22 protein-coding genes and 2 tRNA genes are annotated in these 22,202 nt (G+C 69.5%); 6 read left to right on the forward strand and 18 right to left on the reverse strand.

Features of this window, described 5'->3' with window-relative positions; genetic code table 11:
* Positions 1 to 1,677: an energy-dependent translational throttle protein EttA gene (gene ettA / locus VG899_00505; protein ID HWA64834.1), complete on the reverse strand. Its 1,677-nt coding sequence runs from the start codon at positions 1,675 to 1,677 to the stop codon at positions 1 to 3.
* An 18-nt stretch (positions 1,678 to 1,695) separates the two neighbouring features.
* On the reverse strand, positions 1,696 to 2,100 hold the full coding sequence (ssb, locus tag VG899_00510; protein ID HWA64835.1) for a single-stranded DNA-binding protein: 405 nt from the start codon (positions 2,098 to 2,100) through the stop codon (positions 1,696 to 1,698).
* Positions 2,101 to 2,247: 147 nt separating this feature from the next.
* Here ssb and VG899_00515 point away from each other — a divergent pair, with 147 nt between their 5' ends.
* Positions 2,248 to 2,976, forward strand: a complete 729-nt coding sequence (locus VG899_00515) for a glucose 1-dehydrogenase (GenBank protein HWA64836.1) — start codon at positions 2,248 to 2,250, stop codon at positions 2,974 to 2,976.
* A gap of 49 nt (positions 2,977 to 3,025) precedes the next feature.
* Here VG899_00515 and VG899_00520 read toward each other — a convergent pair whose 3' ends face one another.
* The 8 genes from VG899_00520 to VG899_00555 all read right to left on the reverse strand — a co-directional run bounded on the left by VG899_00520 (position 3,026) and on the right by VG899_00555 (position 10,687).
* Positions 3,026 to 4,096 carry a phosphotransferase family protein gene (locus VG899_00520; GenBank protein HWA64837.1) on the reverse strand — a complete coding sequence of 357 codons (1,071 nt, stop codon included), beginning with the start codon at positions 4,094 to 4,096 and terminating at the stop codon, positions 3,026 to 3,028.
* Between the two features lie 78 nt (positions 4,097 to 4,174).
* Positions 4,175 to 5,506, reverse strand: coding sequence for an ABC transporter substrate-binding protein (locus tag VG899_00525; GenBank protein HWA64838.1), 1,332 nt, complete (start codon positions 5,504 to 5,506; stop codon positions 4,175 to 4,177).
* Between the two features lie 90 nt (positions 5,507 to 5,596).
* A complete protein-coding gene (locus VG899_00530) occupies positions 5,597 to 6,649 on the reverse strand; it encodes a branched-chain amino acid ABC transporter permease (protein HWA64839.1) in 1,053 nt (350 codons plus the stop codon).
* Positions 6,646 to 7,530, reverse strand: coding sequence for a branched-chain amino acid ABC transporter permease (locus tag VG899_00535; GenBank protein HWA64840.1), 885 nt, complete (start codon positions 7,528 to 7,530; stop codon positions 6,646 to 6,648). Before VG899_00535 ends, VG899_00530 begins: the two co-directional genes overlap by 4 nt.
* 18 nt (positions 7,531 to 7,548) lie before the next feature.
* Positions 7,549 to 8,268 carry an ABC transporter ATP-binding protein gene (locus VG899_00540; GenBank protein ID HWA64841.1) on the reverse strand — a complete coding sequence of 240 codons (720 nt, stop codon included), beginning with the start codon at positions 8,266 to 8,268 and terminating at the stop codon, positions 7,549 to 7,551.
* The gene (locus tag VG899_00545) at positions 8,261 to 9,046 is read right to left on the reverse strand and encodes an ABC transporter ATP-binding protein (protein ID HWA64842.1); all 786 of its coding nucleotides are present in this window, start codon (positions 9,044 to 9,046) and stop codon (positions 8,261 to 8,263) included. The genes VG899_00540 and VG899_00545 overlap by 8 nt, the downstream gene beginning before the upstream one ends.
* Positions 9,047 to 9,077: 31 nt before the next feature.
* The gene (locus VG899_00550) at positions 9,078 to 10,613 is read right to left on the reverse strand and encodes an adenylate/guanylate cyclase domain-containing protein (protein HWA64843.1); all 1,536 of its coding nucleotides are present in this window, start codon (positions 10,611 to 10,613) and stop codon (positions 9,078 to 9,080) included.
* 1 nt (position 10,614) lies between these two features.
* Positions 10,615 to 10,687 (reverse strand) — tRNA-Arg (locus tag VG899_00555).
* Positions 10,688 to 10,767: 80 nt separating this feature from the next.
* On the opposite strand from VG899_00555, the gene orn reads away from it, so the two are divergent.
* On the forward strand, positions 10,768 to 11,406 hold the full coding sequence (orn, locus tag VG899_00560; GenBank protein ID HWA64844.1) for an oligoribonuclease: 639 nt from the start codon (positions 10,768 to 10,770) through the stop codon (positions 11,404 to 11,406).
* 38 nt (positions 11,407 to 11,444) lie between these two features.
* Positions 11,445 to 11,520, forward strand: a tRNA-His gene (locus VG899_00565).
* Between the two features lie 43 nt (positions 11,521 to 11,563).
* On the opposite strand, the gene VG899_00570 is transcribed toward VG899_00565, so the two are convergent.
* Genes VG899_00570 through VG899_00580 form a run of 3 tightly spaced genes read right to left on the reverse strand, consistent with a single transcriptional unit; the run spans position 11,564 to position 13,937 of the window.
* Positions 11,564 to 12,622, reverse strand: coding sequence for an ABC transporter permease subunit (locus VG899_00570; GenBank protein HWA64845.1), 1,059 nt, complete (start codon positions 12,620 to 12,622; stop codon positions 11,564 to 11,566).
* Positions 12,623 to 12,627: 5 nt separating this feature from the next.
* A complete protein-coding gene (locus VG899_00575) occupies positions 12,628 to 13,548 on the reverse strand; it encodes an ABC transporter ATP-binding protein (protein HWA64846.1) in 921 nt (306 codons plus the stop codon).
* Complete coding sequence (locus tag VG899_00580) at positions 13,545 to 13,937, reverse strand: GntR family transcriptional regulator (protein HWA64847.1); 393 nt, start codon at positions 13,935 to 13,937, stop codon at positions 13,545 to 13,547. Before VG899_00580 ends, VG899_00575 begins: the two co-directional genes overlap by 4 nt.
* A gap of 196 nt (positions 13,938 to 14,133) precedes the next feature.
* Here VG899_00580 and VG899_00585 point away from each other — a divergent pair, with 196 nt between their 5' ends.
* Both VG899_00585 and VG899_00590 read left to right on the forward strand, forming a co-directional pair.
* Entirely contained in the window at positions 14,134 to 15,540 is a 1,407-nt protein-coding gene (locus VG899_00585; protein ID HWA64848.1) for a hypothetical protein, read from the forward strand.
* Entirely contained in the window at positions 15,540 to 16,073 is a 534-nt protein-coding gene (locus VG899_00590) for a hypothetical protein (protein ID HWA64849.1), read from the forward strand. Before VG899_00585 ends, VG899_00590 begins: the two co-directional genes overlap by 1 nt.
* On the opposite strand, the gene VG899_00595 is transcribed toward VG899_00590, so the two are convergent.
* Complete coding sequence (locus VG899_00595) at positions 16,070 to 17,182, reverse strand: nitronate monooxygenase family protein (protein ID HWA64850.1); 1,113 nt, start codon at positions 17,180 to 17,182, stop codon at positions 16,070 to 16,072. The two genes, VG899_00590 and VG899_00595, sit on opposite strands and share 4 nt — an antisense overlap.
* Positions 17,183 to 17,308: 126 nt before the next feature.
* Between VG899_00595 and VG899_00600 the strand changes: the two genes are divergently transcribed.
* Positions 17,309 to 18,091 (forward strand): enoyl-CoA hydratase-related protein, encoded by a 783-nt coding sequence (locus VG899_00600; protein ID HWA64851.1) that lies wholly within the window; start codon positions 17,309 to 17,311, stop codon positions 18,089 to 18,091.
* Here the strand turns inward: VG899_00600 and VG899_00605 are convergent.
* Genes VG899_00605 through VG899_00620 form a run of 4 tightly spaced genes read right to left on the reverse strand, consistent with a single transcriptional unit; the run spans position 18,054 to position 22,200 of the window.
* Positions 18,054 to 19,196 (reverse strand): acyl-CoA dehydrogenase family protein, encoded by a 1,143-nt coding sequence (locus VG899_00605; GenBank protein HWA64852.1) that lies wholly within the window; start codon positions 19,194 to 19,196, stop codon positions 18,054 to 18,056. The two genes, VG899_00600 and VG899_00605, sit on opposite strands and share 38 nt — an antisense overlap.
* Complete coding sequence (locus tag VG899_00610) at positions 19,197 to 20,342, reverse strand: thiolase family protein (protein HWA64853.1); 1,146 nt, start codon at positions 20,340 to 20,342, stop codon at positions 19,197 to 19,199. It abuts the gene before it with no gap.
* 10 nt (positions 20,343 to 20,352) lie between these two features.
* Positions 20,353 to 21,033, reverse strand: a complete 681-nt coding sequence (locus VG899_00615; protein HWA64854.1) for a TetR/AcrR family transcriptional regulator — start codon at positions 21,031 to 21,033, stop codon at positions 20,353 to 20,355.
* Between the two features lie 30 nt (positions 21,034 to 21,063).
* Positions 21,064 to 22,200 (reverse strand): CoA transferase, encoded by a 1,137-nt coding sequence (locus VG899_00620; protein HWA64855.1) that lies wholly within the window; start codon positions 22,198 to 22,200, stop codon positions 21,064 to 21,066.
* Between the last annotated feature and the right edge of the window lie 2 nt (positions 22,201 to 22,202).

The raw sequence follows: 22,202 nt of genomic DNA on the forward strand, positions 1-22,202 counted from the left end.
TCAGTCCCGGGCGAGCCGGCGGTGGGTCACCCGGTGCGGGCGCGCCGCGTCCTCGCCGAGTCGCTCGACCTTGTTGCGTTCGTAGTCGGAGAAGCCGCCCTCGAACCAGTACCAGCGACCTGGCTGCTCCTCGGTGCCCTCCCACGCCAGGATGTGGGTCGCGACCTTGTCGAGGAACCAGCGGTCGTGGCTGATCACGACGGCGCAGCCCGGGAACTCCTCGAGGGCGTCCTCGAGTGAGCGAAGGGTCTCCACGTCGAGGTCGTTGGTCGGCTCGTCGAGCAGCAGGACGTTGCCGCCGGCCTTCAGCGTCAGTGCCAGGTTGAGGCGGTTGCGCTCACCGCCTGACAGCACGCCGGCCGGCTTCTGCTGGTCAGGACCCTTGAAGCCGAACGAAGCGACGTAGGCGCGACTGTTGATGTCGGTCTTGCCCACGATGATGTGGTCGAGGCCGCCGGAGACCACCTCCCACAAGGTGAGCTTCGGGTCGAGGCCGCCGCGACCCTGGTCGACGTAGGAGATCTCGACCGTCTCGCCGATCTTCAGCTCCCCGGCGTCGGGCTTCTCCTCGCCGACGATCGTCTTGAACAACGTCGTCTTGCCGACGCCGTTGGGACCCATGATCCCGACGATGCCGCCGCGCGGCAGCGAGAACGACAGGTCGTCGATCAGCACCCGGTCCCCGAAGCCCTTGGTCAGCCCGACCGCCTCGATGACCTGCGACCCGAGACGCGGGCCCGGCGGGATCTGGATCATGTCGGTCTCGATCGGGGCGCTGCGGTCGGCCTCCGCGACGAGCTCCTCGAAGCGGGCGAGCCGGGCCTTGCTCTTGGCCTGCCGCGCCTTCGGGTTCGAGCGCACCCACTCGAGCTCCCGCTCGATCGCCTTCTTGCGTTTGGCGTCCTTCGCGCCTTCGACCTTGATCCGGGCGGCCTTGGCGTCCAGGTACGTCGTGTAGTTGCCCTCGTAGGGGTAGGCACGGCCGCGGTCGAGCTCGAGGATCCACTCGGCGACGTTGTCGAGGAAGTAACGGTCGTGGGTGACGGCCAGCACCGTCCCGGGATAGGTCGCCAGGTGCTGTTCGAGCCAGTTCACGCTCTCGGCGTCGAGATGGTTCGTCGGCTCGTCGAGCAGCAGCAGGTCGGGCTGTTCGAGCAGGAGCTTGCACAGCGCCACCCGGCGCCGCTCGCCGCCGGACAGGACGGTGACGTCGGCGTCGCCCGGCGGGCAGCGCAGCGCATCCATCGCCATCTCGATGCGGCTGTCGATGTCCCAGCCGCCGGCGTGGTCGATCTGCTCCTGCAGCACGCCCATCTCGGTGCCGAGCTCGTCGGTGTACTCCGTCGCCATCTTCTCGGCGACCTCGTTGAACCGGTCCACCAGCGCCTTCGTCGCCGCAACCGCCTCGTCGACGTTGCCGCGGACGTCCTTGGTCTCGTCGAGCGGCGGCTCCTGCAGCAGGATGCCGACGCTGTAGCCCGGGCTCAGCGTTGCGTCGCCGTTCGAGGCGGTGTCGAGGCCGGCCATGATCTTGAGGACGCTGGACTTGCCCGCGCCGTTCGGACCGACGACGCCGATCTTCGCTCCGGGCAGGAACGACAGCGTGACGTCGTCGAGGATGACCTTGTCGCCGTGTGCCTTGCGGACGTTACGCATCGAGTAGATGTACTGAGCCACGCCGCCAGGCTAGGCGACCTATGCGGCGACCTCGGCAGGGGTCGGCGGCGCCTCCGCGGTCGCGCGCGACGGACGGCGCAGATCGGCCGCGCAGCGGTTGAGGTCCGGCCCCACCACCAGGGCGTCGATCTCGAACTGCGTGCGGTGGACGCCCTTCGTGTCGTCGTACTCCCGGTACAGCAGCCGGCCGTGGACGATGACGCTGTCTCCCTTGCGGAGGGTCGCGAGGACGTGACTGCCGAGGTTTCGCCAGCAGGTGGCATTGATGAACATAGGGTCCATGTCGCGGTACTCGCCGGACTGCTTGTCGAAGCGCCGCGCGTTCGACGCGACGCGGATCTTGACCAGGCTGGCCCCGCTCGCCGTGGTCGTGGCGACGGGGTCAGCAGTGAGATTGCCCTGCACAGTGACGTAGGTCTCCATCGTTCGCTCCGCTCGTCAGTTGGCCGGCCCTCCCCGGCTGCCGTCACCGTCTCGACCTGCGCCGACACGACCGGCCGGGCGGCGCCACCCCTGTTGACGGCCGACCGGACGGCAACGCCTGTGGACGGGTGTGCCAGCGTGTTCGGCATGAGCGAACGCGTTGCGCTGGTCACAGGCTCGACCTCCGGGATCGGGAAGGCGGTCGTCGAGCGGTTCGTCCGCGAGGGGCTGCGGGTCGTGGTCAACTCCACGAAGTCCGTCGAGGCCGGCACTGCGATGGTGGCCGAGCTCGGGGAACGCACGCACTACCTGCAAGGCGACGTGTCCGATCCGGCCGATGCGACCCGGCTCGTCGAGGGCACGGTCGAGCGCTTCGGACGCCTGGACGTGCTGGTCAACAACGCCGGGACCACCGTGCGGATCCCGCACGACGACTTCGAGACGGCCTCGCCCGAGGTGTTCCGCCGGCTCTACGACGTCAACGTCGTCGGCACGTGGCAGGTCACCACCGCCGCGATCCCGCACCTGCGCGAGTCGGGCGCCGGCTGCATCGTCAACGTCGGGTCAGTGGCCGGAGTCCGGCCCACCGGCTCGTCCGTCCCGTACGCCGTCAGCAAGGCGGCTCTGCACCACCTCACCGCCCTGCTGGCGAACACGCTCGCTCCGGCGGTGCGCGTCAACGCGGTGGCTCCGGGCCTGGTCGACACCCCGTGGACGGCGGAGTGGGGCGACCTGCACGAGGCCATCAAGTTCGTCGCGCCGATGCAGCGTGCCGCCGTCCCCGACGACGTGGCCGAGGTCGTCCAGACCTTCGTCGACTCGACCTACGTGACCGGGCAGGTCTGGGTGATCGACGGCGGCCTGAGCCTGCGCTGACCTGCGCTGATCCGGCCGTCGCCCTTCTCAGGGCGCCGAACGCCGGTCGTCAGAGCCCGTCGGTGAGCGCCTGGTGCCCGGCGTTGACCAGCGGTGAGATCCGCGCGGCCATCTCGACGAAGCCGTCACCGATCATCGCCCCCGCCATGCCTCGGGCCGCGACGCCGGCGACGATCACCGCGAGCTTGAAGCAGGCAAAACCGACGTACCACGGCAGCTGCGACAGGTCGCGCCCGCTGCGCGTCGCGTAGCGGTCGAGCAGCTCGCGTCGCTTGGGGAAGCCGGGCAACGTCGTGACGGTCGGCAGGATGCCCGCGGTCAGCTCGCTGGTCTGCTCACCCGCGTCCTGCCAGTAGATGAAGAACAGCCCGAGGTCGGCGAGCGGGTCGCCGAGCGTGGACAGCTCCCAGTCGAGCACCGCAGCGATCGCGCCGGGCGTCACCGGGTCGAGCAGGACGTTGTCCATCCGGTAGTCGCCGTGCACGATCGGGCCGGTCGCCGACTCGGGCACCGCTTCGGACAGCCTGGTTGCCAGCCGGTCGAGGTCGCTGCCGGTCGCCTGGATCGCATCCCGGGTGGCCTCCCATTGCGAGGTCCAGCGCCGGATCTGGCGTTCGAGGTAGCCGTCGGGCCTGCCGTAGTCGGTCAGGCCGACTTCCGACGGCACAACCGCGTGCAGATCGGCCAGGACGTCGATCAGGCCGTTCGCGATCGCGAGTCGCTCCTCCGGCGACGTCGCGTAGCCCTCCGGCAGCGAGTCGCGGACGATGTGGCCGGCGACCCGGTCCATCACGTAGAACGGCGCACCGATGACGTCCTCGTCCCCGCACAGCGCGAGTGTCTTCGGGACCGGTACGGCGGTCGACCACAGCGCCGTCATGACGCGGTGCTCGCGCCCCATGTCGTGGGCGGTCGGCAGCCGGTTCGACAGCGGCGGCCGGCGCAGGACCGCCGTGCCGGCCGACGCGGTGACCCCGAAGGTCAGGTTCGACTTGCCGCCCGCGATCAGCTCGAGGCGGCAGTCACGCCATCCGTCGTCGCCGAGCCGTTCGGCGAGGTAACGGCCGACCGCTTCGTGCGGCACGGCCTGCTCGGTGAGCTCTGCCAGCTGGTCTGTCACGTGGTCATCCTTGCGCCTCAGCCCGAAGACGTGACAGGCGGCTCGGTGAACCGAGCCGCCTGTCACTGGTGGACTTGCTCAGTCCGTGGGGATCCCGTTCGCCGGCGCGGTCGGCTGCGCCGTGGTGTACGGCGTGATCGGACCGCTGCCGTCGTCCGTCGTCTCCGGAGTGCCGACGGGCGAGATCGCCAGACCCTTGATGATCCCGATCTGGGTCCCGATGTAGCCCGAGTGGTCGCTGGCCGAGTAACCGAACGGCACCAGACCCGGACCGGTGAACCCGCCCTTCTCGACGGCCTGGACGAGGCTTTCGCGGGTCGGGTTCTGACCCGCGGCCTCGAGCGCCTGCGCGAACGTGTACGCCGCGGCCATGCCGTACTCCACGTTGCCGTCGAAGGGCAGCTTCGGGATGTAGGTGTCGTGGATCTTCTTGAACAGCTGGATCCAGCTGTTCGACGGGTCGGACGGCGACGCGAGGTAGCCGTCGGTGATGATGCCCTGGATCAGGTCCTTGCCTTGCACCGCACCCTTCGAGAACTGCGTGAGCAGGCCCGACAGCGTGATCGGGTCCGAGCCGACGTTGCTGACGACGAGCGCCTTGGGCTGGAACTTCAGCTGGGCCGCCGTGAGTTGGTAGAGCGCGGTGAACGCCGGCACGCTGAACGAGACCACGACCTGCGCGCCCGACTGTGCGATGTTCTGCACGAGCGGCGTGACGGTGGTGTTGGTCGGGTTGTAGTACTGCACCGTCGCCACGTCGCTCGAGGCGACCTCGTCCTCGAGGCCCTTGACGCCGTTGTGACCGAAGTCGTCGCCCTGCGCGAAGATCGCGACCTTGTCGCCGGCGAAGTGCTGCTTGATGTAGCTGCCGAGGATCTTGCCCTCGCGCGTGTAGTCGGGCTGCCAGCCGAAGGTCTCGGGGTCGGAGCTGGGGTTGTTCCAGCACAGGCAGCCCGAGGCGACGAACAGATCCGGCACCTTCTGCTGGTTCAGGAACGGGACGACCGCCTCGTGGGTCGGCGTGCCGAGGCCGTTGAAGATCGCGAAGACCTTGTCCTGCTCGACGAGCTTGTGGACGTCAGCGACCGTCTTGGTCGGGTCGTAGGCGTCGTCGAGGTAGGTGTACTTGATGGTGCGGCCGTTGATGCCGCCGTTGGCGTTGACGTACTGGAAGTAGGCGTTGGCCGCCGGTGCGATCTCGTCGTAGCCCGGGGCCGCGACGCCGGTCAGCGGCTGGTGGCTGCCGATCGTGACGGTGGTCGCGGTCACTCCGGGAGCGGACGCGGTGTTGGTCCCGGAGCTGCCGCCGCTGGTGGGGTTGCCGCCCCCGCTGCTGCTCCCGCCACAAGCCGCAAGTCCGAGTGCCGCTACCGCACCGAGCGCGGCGAGCCGCAGTGGTGCCTTCGTCATATGTCCTCCTGATCGTGGAGATCTGCTCGGCGGCAACATATTCCGAATGCGATTCGATGCATAGCGACTCGCGAGATCGTGTCCGACGCGTTACCGAGCGGCGCGCACCCGGCGTACCCGAACGCGCGCCTCTCGCGAGACGCGGGTGAGCAGTCCCTGGATTCCGTGGGGCAGCAGCAGCATCGACACGACCAGTGCGCACCCGAAGACGGTCGTCGGGAGGTTGGCGCCGACCTTGGACGTGGCGGACAGGCCGGACACGTCCTGTGCCCAGCTCGGCAGGAAGGTGATCAGCACCGCGCCGTACGCCGCTCCGGACAGCGTGCCGAGCCCGCCGATCACCGACGCGGCGAGCAGATCGAGAGACAACGTCAACGGGAACGACAGCGGGTCGACCTGGCCGGCGGTGAGCGCGTAGAGCCCACCGGCCAGGCCCGCGGCCGCCGCGCTCACGACGAACGCGAGCACCTGCACCCGCGCGACGGACAACCCGGCGAGCGACGCCGCCACCTCATCGTCGCGGACCGCCTCGAACGAACGGCCCACCCGGCTGTGGATCAGGTTGTAGAGCAAGAAAAGCGTGATGACCGCGCATGCGCAGCAGATCCACGCCTGCCAGCGCGCGAAGTCGATGTTGTCCAGCGAGTTCGGAATGTTGACGACCAGGCCGGTGTGGCCGCCGAGCTTGCCTGACAGGTGCGAGTACGTCGGCAGCTCCGGCAGGCCGAGTGCGAGGGCGAGCGTCACGCCCGCGAGGTAAGGGCCCCGCAGCCGGGCCGCGGCGAGACCCGCCAACGCGCCTACCGCCGCCGACACCGCAACCGCGACGAGCAACGCGAGGATGAACAGCTTGTTCGTGGTCGGCGAGTTCGGGAACGTGTGGTGCTTGAGCATGAGCGCCACCGAGTAGCCGCCGACGAACAGGAAGGCGCCGTGGCCGAGTGAGACCTGACCCGAGCGCCCGATCAGCACCGTGAGGCCGGCGATCGCGCAGAAGTTGAGCGCGACGGAGGCCAGCTGCGAGTTGCGGTATTCGCCGATCGACTCGCTGAGGACGAAGAGCGCGAGCGCGGTCACGAGGGCGATCAGGACGCTGCGAAGCAGCGTCGAGCGACGGACCAGCTGCACTCCCGGAACCCTCATACCCGCCGCTCCTGGTGCCGCGAGAACAAGCCGTTCGGACGGACCATGAGGACCGCGAGCAGGAGCAGCAGGACGAAGAAGCTGTCGATGTCGTTGCTGACGTAGCCGTCGAGCACCTGGAGCACGACGCCGAGCAGCAGTCCGCCGACGATGGCGCCGATCGGTGAGTCGAGACCGCCGATCACCGCTGCGGTGAACCCGAGGATGAGCAGTCCGTCGAACCCGTTGGGGCTGACGTAGTTGCCGGGGATGCCGGCAATCAGCACGCCGGCGACGGCGCCGACCACCGCTGCGAGCGCCCAGCCGAGCGTCAGGAGCCGGCTGACCGGCACCCCCAACAGCCGGGCGACCTCCGGGTTGAACGCCGCCGCCCTCATCCGCAACCCCACCGGGGTGCGCTGGAAGAGCAGGTAGAGGGCGACCGCGATGGCCGTGACGGCGAGCACGACGAACAGCAGGTCGGAGTTGAACAGGATCACCTGGTGACCGGCGTGGTAGTAGACGAGCGAGAACTCCGCCGGGAACGTGTTGTTGTTGTTGCCCCACACCATCCCGGCGCCGCCCTCGAGGACGAGCAACAGCCCGAGCGCGACGATCACCGGGTTGAGCGGTGGCCCGTTCTCGACCGGCCGGATCAGGATCCGTTCCACCGCGCCGCCGAGCACGAGCCCGGCAGCCATCGCGACGACCAGCCCGACCCAGAAGCTCTGGTTGTGGCGTACGACGAGGTCCCACGCGATGAACGTCGTCACCATGACCATCCCGCCCTGCGCGAAGTTCACGATCCGCGTGGAGCGCCAGATGAGGACGAGCGAGAGGGCGACCGCGGCATAGATGAAGCCGTTCGCCGCGCCGTAGATGACGTCGTTGACGAAGTTCACGTGTCGGACCCGCCCGTCTCAGAAGCCCAGATAGGCATGTCGGAGCTTCTCGTCGGCGGCGAGCTCGGCGGCGTCGCCCTGCGCCACGACCTTGCCGAGGTTGAGCACCACGGCGGTGTCGGCGACGGACAGCGCGCTTCGCGCGTTCTGCTCGACGAGCACGACGGTCAGGCCCTGATCCTGGCTCAGCCGCTTGAGCGTCGCCATGATCTGTGCCGTCACGCGAGGCGCCAGACCCAGCGACGGCTCGTCGAGCAGCATCAACGTCGGCCGGCTCATGAGGGCGCGCCCGATCGCCAGCATCTGGCGCTCGCCGCCCGACAGCGTGTCCGCGGACTTCGTACGGCGGTCGGCCAGCGGCGGGAACATCGCGTAGACCTCCGCCAGGCCCGCCGCGGTCGCGGTACGCCGGTCCGCGCGCCACAGGCCGCCGAGGCGAAGGTTCTCCTCCACGGTCAGCTCGGTGATGACGCCCCGACCCTCGGGGACGTGCGCGACGCCGTATGTGACCACCCGGTCGACCGGCACGCCGACCAGGTCGTGACCGTCGTAGGTGATCGTTCCGGCCGTGGGCTTCACGAGCCCGTTGACGGTCCGCAGCAGGGTGGTCTTGCCGGCGCCGTTGGCCCCGAGCACCGCGGTGATCCGACCCACCGGCACCGACATGCTCACCCCGTCGAGTGCGCGGACCGCGCCGTACGACGTGACGACGCCGTCGAGGGTGAGCGGGCTACTCACCGGCAACCTCGGCCGTCGTCTCGTCGATCTGCTCGCCGAGATAGGCCTCGAGGACCTTCGGGTCGTTGCGCACCTCGTCCGGTGTCCCGGTCGCGATGCAGCGCCCGAAGTCGAGCACCACGATCCGGTCGCAGACCCCCATGACGAGGTCCATGTGGTGCTCCACGAGCAAGACGGCGGTGCGTGACTTCAGGTCGCGCAGCAGGTCCGCCAGCTCGTCCATCTCGGCCGAGGACAGGCCGGAGGCGGGCTCGTCGAGCAGCAAGAGGCTCGGCTCGGCGACGAGGGCACGCGCGAGGGCGACCCGCTTCTGCACGCCGTAGGGCAGCTGGCCGGGAAACGAGCCGGCGGCGTCCGCGATGCCGAGCGAGCCCAGCGCTTCGAGGGCCTGGTCGCGCAGCCGGCGTTCGTCTCGGTCGCTGCGGGGCAACGCGAACAGCGCCGAGGCGAAGCCCGTCTTGGCGTTGTGGTCAGCCCCCACCATCACGTTGTCGAGCGCCGTCATGTGCGGGTAGAGGCCCAGCCCCTGCAGCGTCCGGGCGATCCCGAGCTTCGCCAGCTGGTGCGGGCGATGACGACGCAACGGCTGGCCGCGCCACCGCAGCTCACCGTCGTCGGCACGGACGAAGCCGCAGATGACGTTGAACAGCGTCGTCTTCCCGGCGCCGTTCGGGCCGATGACGCCGACGACCTCGCCCTCGTCGACCGACGCCGAGACGTCGGCGAGCGCGGTGAGCCCACCGAAGCGCACCGTGACGTGCTCGACTTCAAGCAGCACGGGCGCACCATAGCCGCGTCAGGCGGCTACGTCAGACATCCACGCGAGGCAGGAACACGCGGGTTGCGGCGACGCGACCGCGCAGCTCGACCTCTGACACGGCACTCCAGCCCTCGCAACGCGCCGCGTCGACCGTGTCGCCGGAGGCTGCGACCCGCCCCGGCAAGCCCTTCGCCAGCTCGCCGAGCCGCGCCGCCTCGTTCACCGGATCGCCGATCACGGTGTACTCGAACCGGCGGGTGGCGCCGACGTTGCCGGCCACCGCCACCCCGGACGCGACCCCGATCCCGAAGTCGACCTCCGGCACCTCTTCGGCGACTCGCCGGGCCAGGTTGCGGGCGGCGTCGAGTGCCCGCAGGTGGCGGTCGTCCTGCGGCACCGGGGCGCCGAAGATGGCCAGGGCGGCGTCCCCGGCGAACTTGTTGATGAAGCCGCCTTCGGCCTCGACGACGTCGATCACCGTCGCGAAGAACCGGTTGAGCAGCTCGACCACCTCGACCGGCGGCAGCCGGCCGGCGATCTTCGTCGACCCGACGATGTCGATGTAGAGCACGGCGACGTCACGCTGTTCGCCGCCCAGCTGAACCTCGTGCTCGAGCGCGTGCCGTGCGACGTCGACACCGACGTGGCGGCCGAACAGGTCGCGCAACCGCTCGCGCTCCCGCAGCCCGGCCGCCATCCGGTTGAAGCCGGCCTGCAGCAGGCCGATGTCGGTCCCGTCGTACACCGGCACCGACACGTCGAGCTCGCCCTGCTCGATGCGGGCCAGCGCGCGGCGTACCGAGATGATCGGATCGGCGGTGGCCCGCGTGACGAACAGCGTCGTCAGGAAGCCGGCCAGCAGGCAGTTGGCGCCGAGCACCGCGGTGGCGATGGCGAGCTCGCGACGGGTGCCGACACCGTCGACCAGGCTCGCCACGCCGAGCAGCACCACCCCGAACACGGGCGCGCCGGTGCCGGCCACCCAGGTCATGAGCGACCGGACCGCCACCGACTGCGCGATCCGTTGGGGGTGGTCCGAGGCGCTGAGCGCTCGGGCGGCGGCTTCGCGGAGCAACCGCTCGGCGAGCCGGAACGTCACCGCGCTGGTGATCACGCCGCTGAGCCCGACGATTGCGGCGATCCGCAGCGCCGCATCAGTCGAGTAGTGGGCGGTGAGCGCGCCGAAGAGCACCGTCGCGCCGAGCCAGAGCACGCCGATGCCCCGAGCGAGGCTCCGCGGGCCGCGCAGCACCCGGAGCTGCTGCTCAGGCGTGGGCGGCCGCTCCGACGGCAGCCACTCGGCGAGGCTCGACAGCGAGCGGACGCCCATCACGACGCCGCCGACGATCGCCGCGACGAAGTAGATCGCTGCCAGGACGATGTATGTCGTCAAGCTGGCGTCGGCCTTGAGCTGCTGCGGCTCCGGGACGACGAACACCGCCACCAAACCGGTCGCGATCGCGCCGAGGACGTTCAGGACGAGCAGCGAGGCGATGAGGCTGACGGTCGCCCGGACGAGCACCGCCTTGCCGGTTCCCCACCAGCGCCGCCGAGCCTCGATCCGCTCGGTATGGCTGCCTCCCACGCGCGCCCGGCAGGGATCGAACCTGCGACCAACTGCTTAGAAGGCAGTCGCTCTATCCGCTGAGCTACGGGCGCCGAACGGCCGGAACGATCATTTCCGGCCATGGCAAGGGTAGGTCCGTGCAACCCTTGTCGTCATGACGACCGACCAGCGCATCGGTGGTCCGCTGGTCTGGATCGACTGTGAGATGACCGGCTTGGACCCTCAGCGCAACGTGCTGGTCGAGATCGCCGCGGTCGTGACCGACGCCGAGCTCAACCGCCTCGACGACGGAATCGACATCGTGATCTCGGCGACGCCGTCCCAGCTCGTCGCCATGGACCAGTTCGTCCGCGACATGCACACGGCGTCCGGCCTGCTCGACGAGATCCGTCACACCGCCACGACCGTGGAGCAGGCAGAGGCGCAGGTCATGGACTACCTCCTGCAACACGTTCCCGAGGCGGGAAAGGCGCCGCTGTGCGGCAACACGATCGCCACCGACCGCGCCTTCATCGCGCGGTACATGCCGCGGCTGGACGCGCACCTGCACTACCGGATGATCGACGTGTCGTCGATCAAGGAGCTGGCCAGGCGTTGGTACCCAAGGGCGTACTACAACGCGCCGGCCAAGAACGGCGGTCATCGCGCGCTCGCCGACATCATCGAAAGCATCGATGAGCTGCGGTACTACCGCTCGACGGTGATGGTCCCGGCGCCCGGACCCGACACCGACACCGCGCGGGCGGCGGCGCGCGCACTCGGCCTGGGCGCGCCCGCTCCGGCCGACCCGAGCCGGGCGGTGTCCGACTAGACTCTGCGCTCGCGGTACGACGAGAACGGACCGCTTTGGTGGGCGTAGCTCAGCTGGTAGAGCACCGGGTTGTGGTCCCGGGGGTCGCGGGTTCGAGCCCCGTCGCTCACCCCACCCGAAGAAGGCCCGCGGGATCACCCGCGGGCCTTCTTTCGACTCAAACCAGCCGACGGCGTACCCAGTAGACGGTCAACCCCACGAGCACCGCGGCCAGCCCGAGGAAAACCAGCGACTCGAGCCACTGCAGCTCCCAGAATCGAGACTCCGGCTGGTAGGTGACCGCCTCGTGGAACCGCAGGCCGAGGTTGTGCAGGCAGCTGGCGAAGTCGTGCTGGATCTGCGGCGTGACCTGTTTGTGCACCGGGCCGGGGCCGGTGGCCCGATCGGCGGCCGGCGGCGGCGTCTGGTTGATCAACGCCTGGCAGGCGGCCTGCACGTCGGCGGAGGTCGGCGAGTTGCCCGCCGCGTCAACGATCTTCGCGTCGGTCACCCACGCCGCGTGCACGGAGGGCTTCCCAGCGAGGTTGACGCTGAACGCGCCGCCGAACGACCGCGAGATGCCGACACCCAGCTGGCTGGTGAGAGGCAGGATTTTGTGCAGCGGTGAGACCAGCCTCGGCCGGACGTAGAGCTGCGTGAGCACCCGCACCGCGATGAAGCCGGTCAACGTGGTCGCGAGCGCGCCGAGCGTGCGGCGCACGACCGCGCTTGCGGCGACGCCGAGCGCAAAGGCGAACAGCGCATACGCGACCGGCACGACGCCACGCTCGGTGAACGTCATCGGGTCGATGCGATCGGCGTTGACCCGGTCCAGCGGGATCGCCCACCACGTCATGGCGAACGTCAGGATGCCGACCGCCACCGCGCTCACCGCGGCGCCGACGGCGAGCTTGACGACGATCCAGCGGGTGCGGCTCACGCCTTGTGTCCACGCGAGGCGGAACGTCCCGCTTTCCAGCTCCCGGCTGACCAGCGGGCCACCCCAGAAGATCCCGGCTGCCGCCGGCGCGGCGATGACCAGCAGCTCGATGAGGTCGATCCGCGGGTAGCGGGTCAGCAGCCGGGTGAACGCCGAGTTGCACGTCACGCCGCTGCAGTCGCGGTAGTCGGTGTAGAGGTGGTTCATCTGCACCCCGGTGACCGCGAGGATCGCCGCGATGACCGCCAGCGCACCGCCGACCACCAGCACCGACGTGCGCAGCTGGCGCCAGCTCATCCAGGTCACCGCAGCACCCCCATCGTGGAGCGCCCGGCGGATACCGCCTCGTCCGCCCCGCCCATGTAGGCGAGGACGATGTCTTCGAGGCTGAGCTCCTCGACCTGCCAGGCCGGATCGAGAATCGGTGCGGTAGTTCGTACGACGGCGGTCGACTGGCGATCGGTGTGGCTTTCCCAGACGAGCTGCTGGTCGGCGGGCAACGTGGCCAGATCCCGGCGCGGGCCGCTGATCCGTCGATGGGTGGCGAGCAGCTCGTCGACGTCGTCGGCGAGCTGCACCCGCGCCGCCGAGACCAGCACGAGGAAGTCACACACCCGTTCGAGGTCGGCGAGCAGGTGCGAGGACAGGATCACGCTGATGCCGTGCTCCGCGACGTACGACGACAGGATCGCCAGGAAGTCGCGGCGGGCAAGCGGATCCAACGCGGCCACCGGCTCGTCGAGGACGAGGAGCTCGGGACGCTTGGCGAGGGCGACGGTGAGCGCGACCTGCGCCCGCTGACCGCCGGAAAGCCCGCCGGCGGGCTGTGCCGGGTCGAGCTGGAGCTGGGCGATGCGTTCGCGCGCGAACTCGCCGTCCCATCTCGCGTTGGTGTGGGCGCCGAACCGGAGATGATCGGCGACGGACAGCGACGCATATAGAGGTGCGTCCTGCGCCAGGAACCCGACCCTGCCGAGCTGTTCCGGGTTCGCCGCCGGCCGCTCGCCGAGCACCTCGAGCGATCCTTCGGTCGGGGTGAGCAGGCCGACGGCGCACTGCAGCAGGGTGGTCTTGCCCGCGCCGTTGGGACCGACGAGGCCGGCAATGCGGCCCGCGGGAATCTCGACCGTGCACCCACGCAGCGCCCACTTGCGGCCGTACCGCTTACCGAGGCCCGCCGCGCGCAGGGTCGAGGCCGCCGTCGGGGTCGAGAAGGTGCTCACGCGATGTCCCGGATCGCCGCCGCGCGAAAGGAGTCGCGAAACATCGCCTCGATGCTCTCCTCGTCGAGTCCGGCGGCGCGCGCCTTGACGATCCAGCGATCGAGCTCGCGGCGCAGCGGGAGCTGGGCGGCTGCCGGTGCGTCGGGCAGCGTCGCGGTGATGAACGTCCCGACGCCGGGACGGCCTGCGGCGAGTCCCGCATGTTCCAGCTCGCGGTAGGCCTTGAGGACGGTGTTCGGATTGATGGCGAGTGAGGCGACGACGTCTTTGACCGTGGGCAGCTGCTCACCGGGGGTGAGCATCCCCAGCCGCAGGGCGTGCCGGACCTGCTGGACGAGCTGAAGGTACGGCGAGACCCCCGACCGGCTGTCCAGGTGGAACTCGATCACCGCGACCCCTCATCTATTTACCTAGGAAACTAGTTAAATAGATGGAACCATCGACCCTCCCGCCACGTCAATGCCGCAGCGCGAGTTCGCAAGGCCGGTGGCGTCACGGCAGCGACAGGAAGTTGCCGCCGCGCGTCGAAGTGGTCGACCATGACGCTGACACCGGCGTCATAGATCGTCACTGGAGGCACCCGCCATGCGTCGCTTGTTGCCGAAGCTGTCGGTCACCGGGCTCGCCGCGATCACGCTCTCGATGGGCGCCGCCGGCGCGGCGTACGCGGTGAGTGGCGGCACCTACAGCGCACCCGGGCAGGACTGCAACTGGACCGACAGCTCGTGGAACACCCCGCAGTACATGGAGTACCCGGGCTGCCACAGCGCGCAGCTCTCGCTCGAGAGCGGTGGCATCACCGACGGGAACCCGAACAACGGCTGGAACGACTCCGCGACCTACGGCAAGCACGGCGCGACCGACACGTCATGGGCGCAGGTAGGCATCAACGAGTCGCCGATCGATCCGGCCTCCAAGGGCACACACACGATCTACTCGCTGGCCTACCCAGGACAAAGCGGCGCGCCCCACGCCGGCTGCATCTCGGTGAACACCGACGGCACCGGCGCCACCGCGCCGGTCGGGACGAGGCCCGAGAAGACGTCGAAGGCCAACAGCCAGAACACCTACGGCTGCGGCAACAACAAGGCGGGCACCGGCTTCGGACTGAACTTCGACTACTACCAGTACTACTGCCCCATTGCCGGAGCAATCCCGGGCTTCCCGTACAAGTGCGAGGACATGCCCGGTGGCGAGGCCGGCAAGAGCCACCTCCAACTGGACTCCGGGCTGAAGCAGAGCGTCACCAAGGTGCTCACGCAGGGGCTGATCCTCTACTACGGCATGGACGACAACAGCGACAACGGCGAGCACGACGGCGAGGGCCCGGGCAGCTCCCCGGAGAGCCAGGCGGGCGCCAACGGCCCGTCAGACGGCGGCGGCGTGATGCTCGCCCTCACCCCGCAGCGGCTCGCGCAGTCGGGTTCGTTGAGCCAGCCCGAGGGCCTGCTCAACGCGTCGGTCGGCTTCTGCGCCGACGGCATCTGCGCGGCGTCGACCACCGAGAAGCAGGTTGCCTACTACGGGTGCGATGCCAACTCGGGCGAGGACCCGAGGCTCGACAAGTGCGAAGGGCACAGCAGGAACTCCGAACGCGACACCGTCGACTACTCCGGCAAGCAGTGGGACCCGTACGCATGCAACAGCGGCGGCGAGCAGCCGGGCGACGACGGGAAGGGCAAGGGCTACTACCCGGACAACCCGGCCTCCTGCGACACCTCCAAGAAGAACGTGTCCCCCAGCGGGGCGAAGAACCCCAGGGGCGGGATGAACTACTGGCGGCAGCACGAGGTGCACAAGGTCAACAACGAGCCCGGGTTCCAGTTCTACGAGGACCCTGACGCGATGGGCTCGCCGGCCCTGCCGATCTACCCGCTGCCGGCGATCTACGTGGGCAGCTGTGGGGTCACCCTCGGCGGTGGCGGTATGAAGCTGCCGAGCACGCCGCTGACCAACAAGGCCGGGCAGATCCGGATCTCGACCGGCTGTTGATGTCGGACGGGGCGGGACCCTCCGCCCGCCGAGCGTGGGCCGAGGTCGTCCTTGTCGTCGTCGTCGTGTTCTGCGCGGCGCTCGCCGGCTTCGAGTGGCATCGCGCCGACCGGGACCGGTCGCAGCTGACGGCGGCGACCACCGCTGACGACGAACGCCGGGCCGTCGCCGATGTCGCAGCCAAGGAAGCGGTCGCCCTGTTCACCTACGACTACCGAGATCTGGCGGCCACTCAGTCGCGGATCGCCTCGCTCGCCACCGGCAGCTTCGCCCGCCGCGACGCGTCAGGTAACGCCGCGGTGCAGCGCCAGCTGCTCGCGGCCAAGGCGACCGGCTCGGCGACGGTCCTCGAGGAGACGGTGTCCGACGCGGACGCGGGTCACGCGAGCGCCTTCGTCGTACTGTCGACCAGGTCGTCCAGCAACGGCGGGCCGATGTCGACCGCGACCGTCGACCTGCACCTCGACCTCCAGCAGGTCGACGGCTCGTGGAAGGTCTCCGAGGTGCAGACCTTGAAGTCGGCGAGCGACTAGCCGACCTGCGCGGCGAACCGTTCGGCCGCCTCGAGGTAGCCCGCCACCATCTCTTCCACCACCTGTCGCGCCGGCCGGATCTGGTCCATCAGACCGACGCCCTGGCCGACGAAGTACGTCGCGAGCTGCTCGGCGCCGCTGCCCGGCGTCCGGGCGTCGCGGGCGATTCGCTGCTGCGCGGACGCGACGAGCAGGGTCTGCAGCGGCATCGAGAGCGGCGACGGCGCGTCGTCGGCCTCCCACTCGTCGGTCCAGGCCGTACGCAGCATGCGAGCCGGCTTGCCGGTGAGCGAGCGGGACCGCACGGTGTCACTCGACGATGCGGCGAGCATCTTCTGCTTCACGACCGGATCGGTCTCCGCTTCGGCGGTGGTCAACCAGACCGACCCGCACCACACCCCCTGGGCGCCGAGCGCCATTGCGGCGGCGACCTGCGCGCCGGTCACGATCCCGCCGGCGGCGAGCACCGGCAGCGGCGCGACGGCGCGCACCACTTCCGGGACGAGAACCATCGTCGAGACGGTGCCGGTGTGGCCGCCGGCCTCGGTCCCCTGGGCGACGATCAGGTCGACGCCCGCTTCCTGCTGGCGGCGGGCGTGGGATGCGGCCCCGATGAGGGCCGCCACGAGGATGTCCCGCCCGTGCGCGCGGTTGATCAGCTCCGGGCTCGGCGGCCCGAGCGCGCTCGCCAAGAGCCGGATCGGGTGGTCGAGCGCGACGTCGAGCAGCGTGTTGTTCGCTTCCGGGGACACGCTCATCGAGGCCCGCCGCGCGTCGACACCCTCGGGCAGCGGCGGCACACCATGACGCTGCAGAAGGTCCTCGACGAAGGCCACCTGCTCCGGCGGGAACAGGTCGTCGGTCTTGGGTTGCGCGGTCTCCGTCGCGACGAAGTTGACGGGCAGCAACAGGTCGACGCCGTACGGCTTGCCGCCGACCTGCTCGTCGATCCACGCGAGGTCGGTCTCCAAACCAGCCGGGCTGTGGGCGACCGCCCCGAGTACGCCGATCCCGCCGGCGTTGGTCACTGCAGCGACGACGTCGCGGCAGTGACTGAAGGCGAAGATCGGGTATTCGATCCCGAGGCGGTCGCAGATCTCGGTGCGCATGCGGGCATTAGATCACTCGCGCTTCAGCCCGATTTGTGAAGCGTCATCTGTCGCCTGGGGCATCCAACCCTCCCGATTCGACTGCACCGCCACCGCGTTGCCGCGGCCCGTCGGTAGCCTGCGGGCGTGCCTGAGGTCTTGCTCGAGGTCGACGCCGGCGTCGCAGTCCTGACACTCGACGATCCGGAGCGGAACAACGCGTGGTCGCCGGAGATCGAGACGATCTTCTACGACCGCCTCGCGGCGATCGAGGCCGATCCGGCGGTGCGGGTGGCGATCCTCACCGGCAAAGGACGGATGTTCTGTCCAGGTGCCAGCACCGATCGGCTCAACCACATCGCCGAGGTCGGCCTCGACTACAGCGACCGGATTCCGTTCACGAAGACGCTGGAGTTCAGCAAGCCGCTGATCGCCGCGATCAACGGCGGATGCGCCGGCATCGGGTTCATCCAGGCCATGTTCTGCGACATGCGCTTCGTGTCGTCGACGGCGAAGCTGACGACCGCATTCGTGCGCCGAGGTCTGCCCGCCGAGCACGCGATCTCCTGGCTGCTCCCTCGCATCGTCGGGGTCGAGCGCGCAATGGACCTGCTGCTGTCCGGCCGGACGGTCACCGCACAAGAGGCGCTGCGAATCGGCCTGGTGAGCCGGGTCGCGCCGCCTGAGGAGCTGATGACCACGGCCCTGGACTATGCCAAGGACATTGCGGCGAACTGCGCGCCGAAAGCCATGGCAATGATCAAGCGGCAGGTGATCGACGATCTGGGATCGACGTACGCCGACGCGCTGGAGCGCGCCTACGCCCTCACCGTCGAAGCGTCTCGCGGCGAGGAGTTCCGCAACGCGGTCGAAGCGTTCACACGTGCCGCCGCTACACGCCGAGCGAGCGACCGACGATCTCCTTCATGATCTCCGTCGTACCGCCGAAGATCGTCTGCACCCGCGCATCGAGGTAGAACTTCGCGATCGGGTACTCGAGCATGTAGCCGTACCCGCCGTGCAGCTGGAGGCAGGTGTCGACGACCCGCTTCTGAAGCTCGGTCGTCCACCACTTCGCCATGGCCGCATCGACCGGCGAGAGCCGCTCCTCGTTGAGCTCGAGGATGCACTTGTCGATGTAGTGCCCGGCGATCTCGACCTCGGTCGCCATCTCGGCGAGCCGGAAGCGGGTGTTCTGGAACGCGCCGATCGGCTTGCCGAACGCGGTGCGGGTCTTGCAGTACTCGATCGTCAGCTCGAGCGCCTTCTCCGCGGCCGCCAGCCCGGCGATCGCGATGGCCATCCGCTCCTGCGGCAGGTTCTCGGACAAGTGGACGAAGCCGCCGTGCAGGTTGCCGATGATGTTGGACTCCGGCACCCGGACGTCTTCGAAGATCAGCTCCGCGGTGTCCTGCGCCTTCCAGCCGATCTTGTCGAGGTTGCGACCGCGATCGAAGCCCGGCATGCCTCGTTCGATGCCGAAAAGCGTCAGACCGTGGGCACCCTTGATCTCGTCGGTCTTGACGGCGGTGACCACGAGGTCGGCGTTGATGCCGTTGGTGATGAAGGTCTTGCGACCGTTGACGACCCAGTCGTTGCCGTCCTTGACCGCCCTGGTCTGCATGCCGCGCAGGTCGGACCCGGCTGCCGGCTCCGACATCCCGATCGCCGAGATGATCGAGCCGTCGCAGAATCCCGGCAGCCACCGTTGCTTCTGCTCGTCGTTGGCCAGGCGCGTGATGTACGGCGCGACGACGTCGTTGTGGGTACCGATCGCCAACCCCTGTGCGCCGGCCTTCGTGAGCTCGGTGCGGATGATCGCGTTGTAGCGGAAGTCCTTGATCCCACCGCCGCCGTACTGCTCGTCGATGTCGGTGCCGAGCAGACCCTGCTTGCCCGCCTCGACCCACGCCTCGCGCGGCGCGATGCCGGCCTTCTCCCACTCGTCGTAATGGGGTTCGACGTGGCGGGCGATGAACTCGCGGACCGTATCGCGGAAGGCTTCGTGGTCGGCCGTGTAGAGGTTGCGCTCCATCTAGGAGACGAGCTCGACGAGCGTGGCGTTGGCTGTTCCGCCGCCCTCGCACATGGTTTGCAGGCCGAAGCGCAGCCCGTTGTCCCGCATGTGATGGATCATCCGCGTCATCAGCGCGGCGCCGGACGCGCCGAGCGGATGGCCGAGCGCGATCGCCCCACCGAGCGGGTTCACCCGCTCGAGGTCGGCGCCGGTCTCCGCCAGCCACGCCAGCGGGACCGGCGCGAACGCCTCGTTGACCTCGAAGACGTCGATGTCGCCGATCGCCAGCCCGGTGCGCTTGAGCAGCTTCTCGGTCGCGGGGATCGGACCGGTCAGCATCATCTTCGCGTCGGCGCCGCTGACCGTGCCGGTGTGGAAGCGCACCAGCGGTGTCAGGCCCAGCTCGGCCGCCCGCTCACTCGTGGTGACGATCATGGCCGCCGCGCCGTCGGAGATCTGTGAAGCGTTGCCCGCGTGGATCACGCCGTCCTCTTTGAAGGACGGCTTCAGCTTCGCGAGGCTCTCGACGCTCGTCCCTCGGCGTACCCCTTCGTCGGTGTCGACCGTCCCGGCTTCGGTCCGGATCGGCACGATCTGCTCGGAGAAGGCACCGGCGTCGATCGCGGCGGCAGCGAGCTCATGGGAGCGAGCAGCGTACTCGTCGACCCGCTGGCGCGAGAAGCCCCACTGCTCGGCGATGAGCTCGGCCGAGATGCCCTGGTTGAACTCGAAGTTGTCGTAGCGCTCCAGCACCCGGGGACCGTAAGGGAAGCCGGTCGCCCGCGCCGCGCCGAGGGGCACCCGGCTCATCGACTCCACGCCGCCGGCAACCAGCAGCTCCCGCTGCCCGGACAGGACCGCCTGTGCGGCGTACTCGATCGCCTGCTGGCTCGACCCGCACGCCCGGTTGATCGTCACGCCGGCAATGTGGTCCGGCCACCCCGCGGCGAGCACCGCCCACCGCCCGACGTTGCTGGACTGGTCGCCCACCTGCGACACGCACCCCCACACGACGTCGTCGACGACCTCCGGGTCGAGCCCGGTCCGCGCGACGATCGCGTTCAGGATGTCGGCTGAGAGATCGACCGGATGCACGTCGGCGAGACCGCCATTGCGCTTGCCAATGGGAGTGCGTACGGCGGAACAGATCACGGCGTCGCGCATCGCGTACCTCTCATCTCTGGATTCCGTGGAGCAGCAGGTCCCACAGATCTTCCGCCGGGTCGCTGCCGTCCGCCTGGACCGGGACCCCGCCGATCGTCGCCGCAAAGGCGTTGAACATCGTCGCCTGGAGCATCACGCCGGCGATGCGCGCGTGCGGCAGGCCGGCGCGGATCGACCCGTCCGCCTCCGCCGCGTCGAGCAGGCCGACGACGATCTCGGTCAAGGGCGTGAAGGCGTGCGAGGCCTCCACCGGGTGCTCGGTGAGCAGCTGCTGAGCGAAGGTCGCGAACGCCGGCGCGAACCCTTTCTTCGCGCCGCGGCCCCTCGCCGGGGGCTGGCACAGGTGGTAGTACTCGACGGCGAAGCGCCGCAACGAGTCCAGCGGCGACTGACCGTCCTCGACGACCGCGCGCATCTGCTCGGCGGAGGTGTGGATCGCGTCCTCGAACAGCGCCAGCAGGAGCTCGTACTTGCCGTCGAAGTGCTGATAGAAGCTGCGCAACGACTGGCCGGAGCGTTCGATGACCTCCTGCACGGTGAAGTCCTGGCCGGACTCGCCGTTGACGAGCTCCTGGGCAGCCTCGAGGAAGGCCTTCACCTTGCCTTCGGCGCGCTCCCGAGCCGGATCCAGCACGCGCGCGACCGCCAGCTCGCGCCGTGAGACCGACTTGCGGGAAGCGGGTGGGGTCACGACGGAAGATTACTCTCAGAAGCGAGAACGTCACTCCCGCTCGAGCTCGGCGCGCACCGCGTCGGTGTGCTCGCCCAGCGCCGGCACCACGCCCGGCTGCCAGTCCCACGTGCTCACGTCCGCCGGCGGCCGCAGGCTCTGGAAGCTCCTGCCCGGCGCCTGCGTGGTCACCCAACGGCCGCGCTCCGCGAGCTGCGGATGGTCGAGGACCTCGAGCGGGGTGTTGAAGCGTGCCCAGCCGATGCCGGCCGCCTCGGCGCTCTCGCTCGCCTCCCGGAAGCTCGTTGCGGCGGCCCACGCGGCGATCGTCGCGTCGAGCTCCGCCCGGCGCTCGATGCGCAGGGGGTTGGTCGCGTAGCGGGCGTCCGCCGCAAGGTCCGGTCGTCCGAGCACCTGGGTCGCCAACCGCTGCCACTCGCCGTCGTTCGTCGTACCGATCACGATCGTCTGGCCGTCGGCGGTCGGGTAGGCGCCGTACGGCGACACCACCGGGCTCGACATGCCGATGGGCACCGGATCGCGGCCGGTCGCTCGCGCCTGGTGCAGCGCCCAGCTCATCCAGTCGGTCACCACGTCGAACATGCCGACCGAGATCGCCGCACCCGTGCCGGTCCGCTCACGGGCGAACAGCGCGGCGAGGACCGCGTTGGCCGCGATCATCCCGGTACCGACGTCGGCGATCGTGATGCCCGGCTTGGCCGGATGGCCCGCAGTGCCGGTCACTGCACAGGACCCACCCTCGGACTGGACCAGCAGGTCGTAGGCGCGGGAGGCCTCCCGCGGCCCGCCCTTGCCGTAGCCGCTGACGTCGACCGCCACGAGTCGGGGATGGCGGGCGACGGCCGACTCGGCGTCGAGACCCAGCCGGTGCGCCGACCCGGGAGCCAGGTTCTGGACCAGTACGTCGGCTCTTGCCAGCAGTCGCTCCATGAGGTCACGGCCTTCGGCGGACTTCAGGTCGAAGACCACGGACTCCTTGCCGCGACTGGTCCAGGCGAAGTACGCCGAGACCTCGCCCACCGCGTCGTCGTAGAAGCGAGCGGCGTCGCCGCCGGCCGACTCGACCTTGACGACGCGAGCACCGAGGTCGACCAGCTGGCGGGTGCAGTGCGGCGCCGACACGGCCTGCTCGAGACCGACGACGAGGATGCCCTCCAGTGGCAGCAAAC

It is taken from the genome of Mycobacteriales bacterium (assembly GCA_035550055.1).
Classification (GTDB): Bacteria; Actinomycetota; Actinomycetes; order JAFAQI01; family JAFAQI01; genus DASZTV01.

Coding starts and splice junctions, on each gene's coding strand:
- ssb (HWA64835.1), bottom strand. CDS start 2,100: ATGGAGACCTACGTCACTGTGCAGGGCAATCTCACTGCTGACCCCGTC.
- VG899_00515 (HWA64836.1), top strand. CDS start 2,248: ATGAGCGAACGCGTTGCGCTGGTCACAGGCTCGACCTCCGGGATCGGG.
- VG899_00525 (HWA64838.1), bottom strand. CDS start 5,506: ATGACGAAGGCACCACTGCGGCTCGCCGCGCTCGGTGCGGTAGCGGCA.
- VG899_00530 (HWA64839.1), bottom strand. CDS start 6,649: ATGAGGGTTCCGGGAGTGCAGCTGGTCCGTCGCTCGACGCTGCTTCGC.
- VG899_00570 (HWA64845.1), bottom strand. CDS start 12,622: ATGAGCTGGCGCCAGCTGCGCACGTCGGTGCTGGTGGTCGGCGGTGCG.
- VG899_00585 (HWA64848.1), top strand. CDS start 14,134: ATGCGTCGCTTGTTGCCGAAGCTGTCGGTCACCGGGCTCGCCGCGATC.
- VG899_00590 (HWA64849.1), top strand. CDS start 15,540: ATGTCGGACGGGGCGGGACCCTCCGCCCGCCGAGCGTGGGCCGAGGTC.
- VG899_00595 (HWA64850.1), bottom strand. CDS start 17,182: ATGCGCACCGAGATCTGCGACCGCCTCGGGATCGAATACCCGATCTTC.
- VG899_00605 (HWA64852.1), bottom strand. CDS start 19,196: ATGGAGCGCAACCTCTACACGGCCGACCACGAAGCCTTCCGCGATACG.
- VG899_00610 (HWA64853.1), bottom strand. CDS start 20,342: ATGCGCGACGCCGTGATCTGTTCCGCCGTACGCACTCCCATTGGCAAG.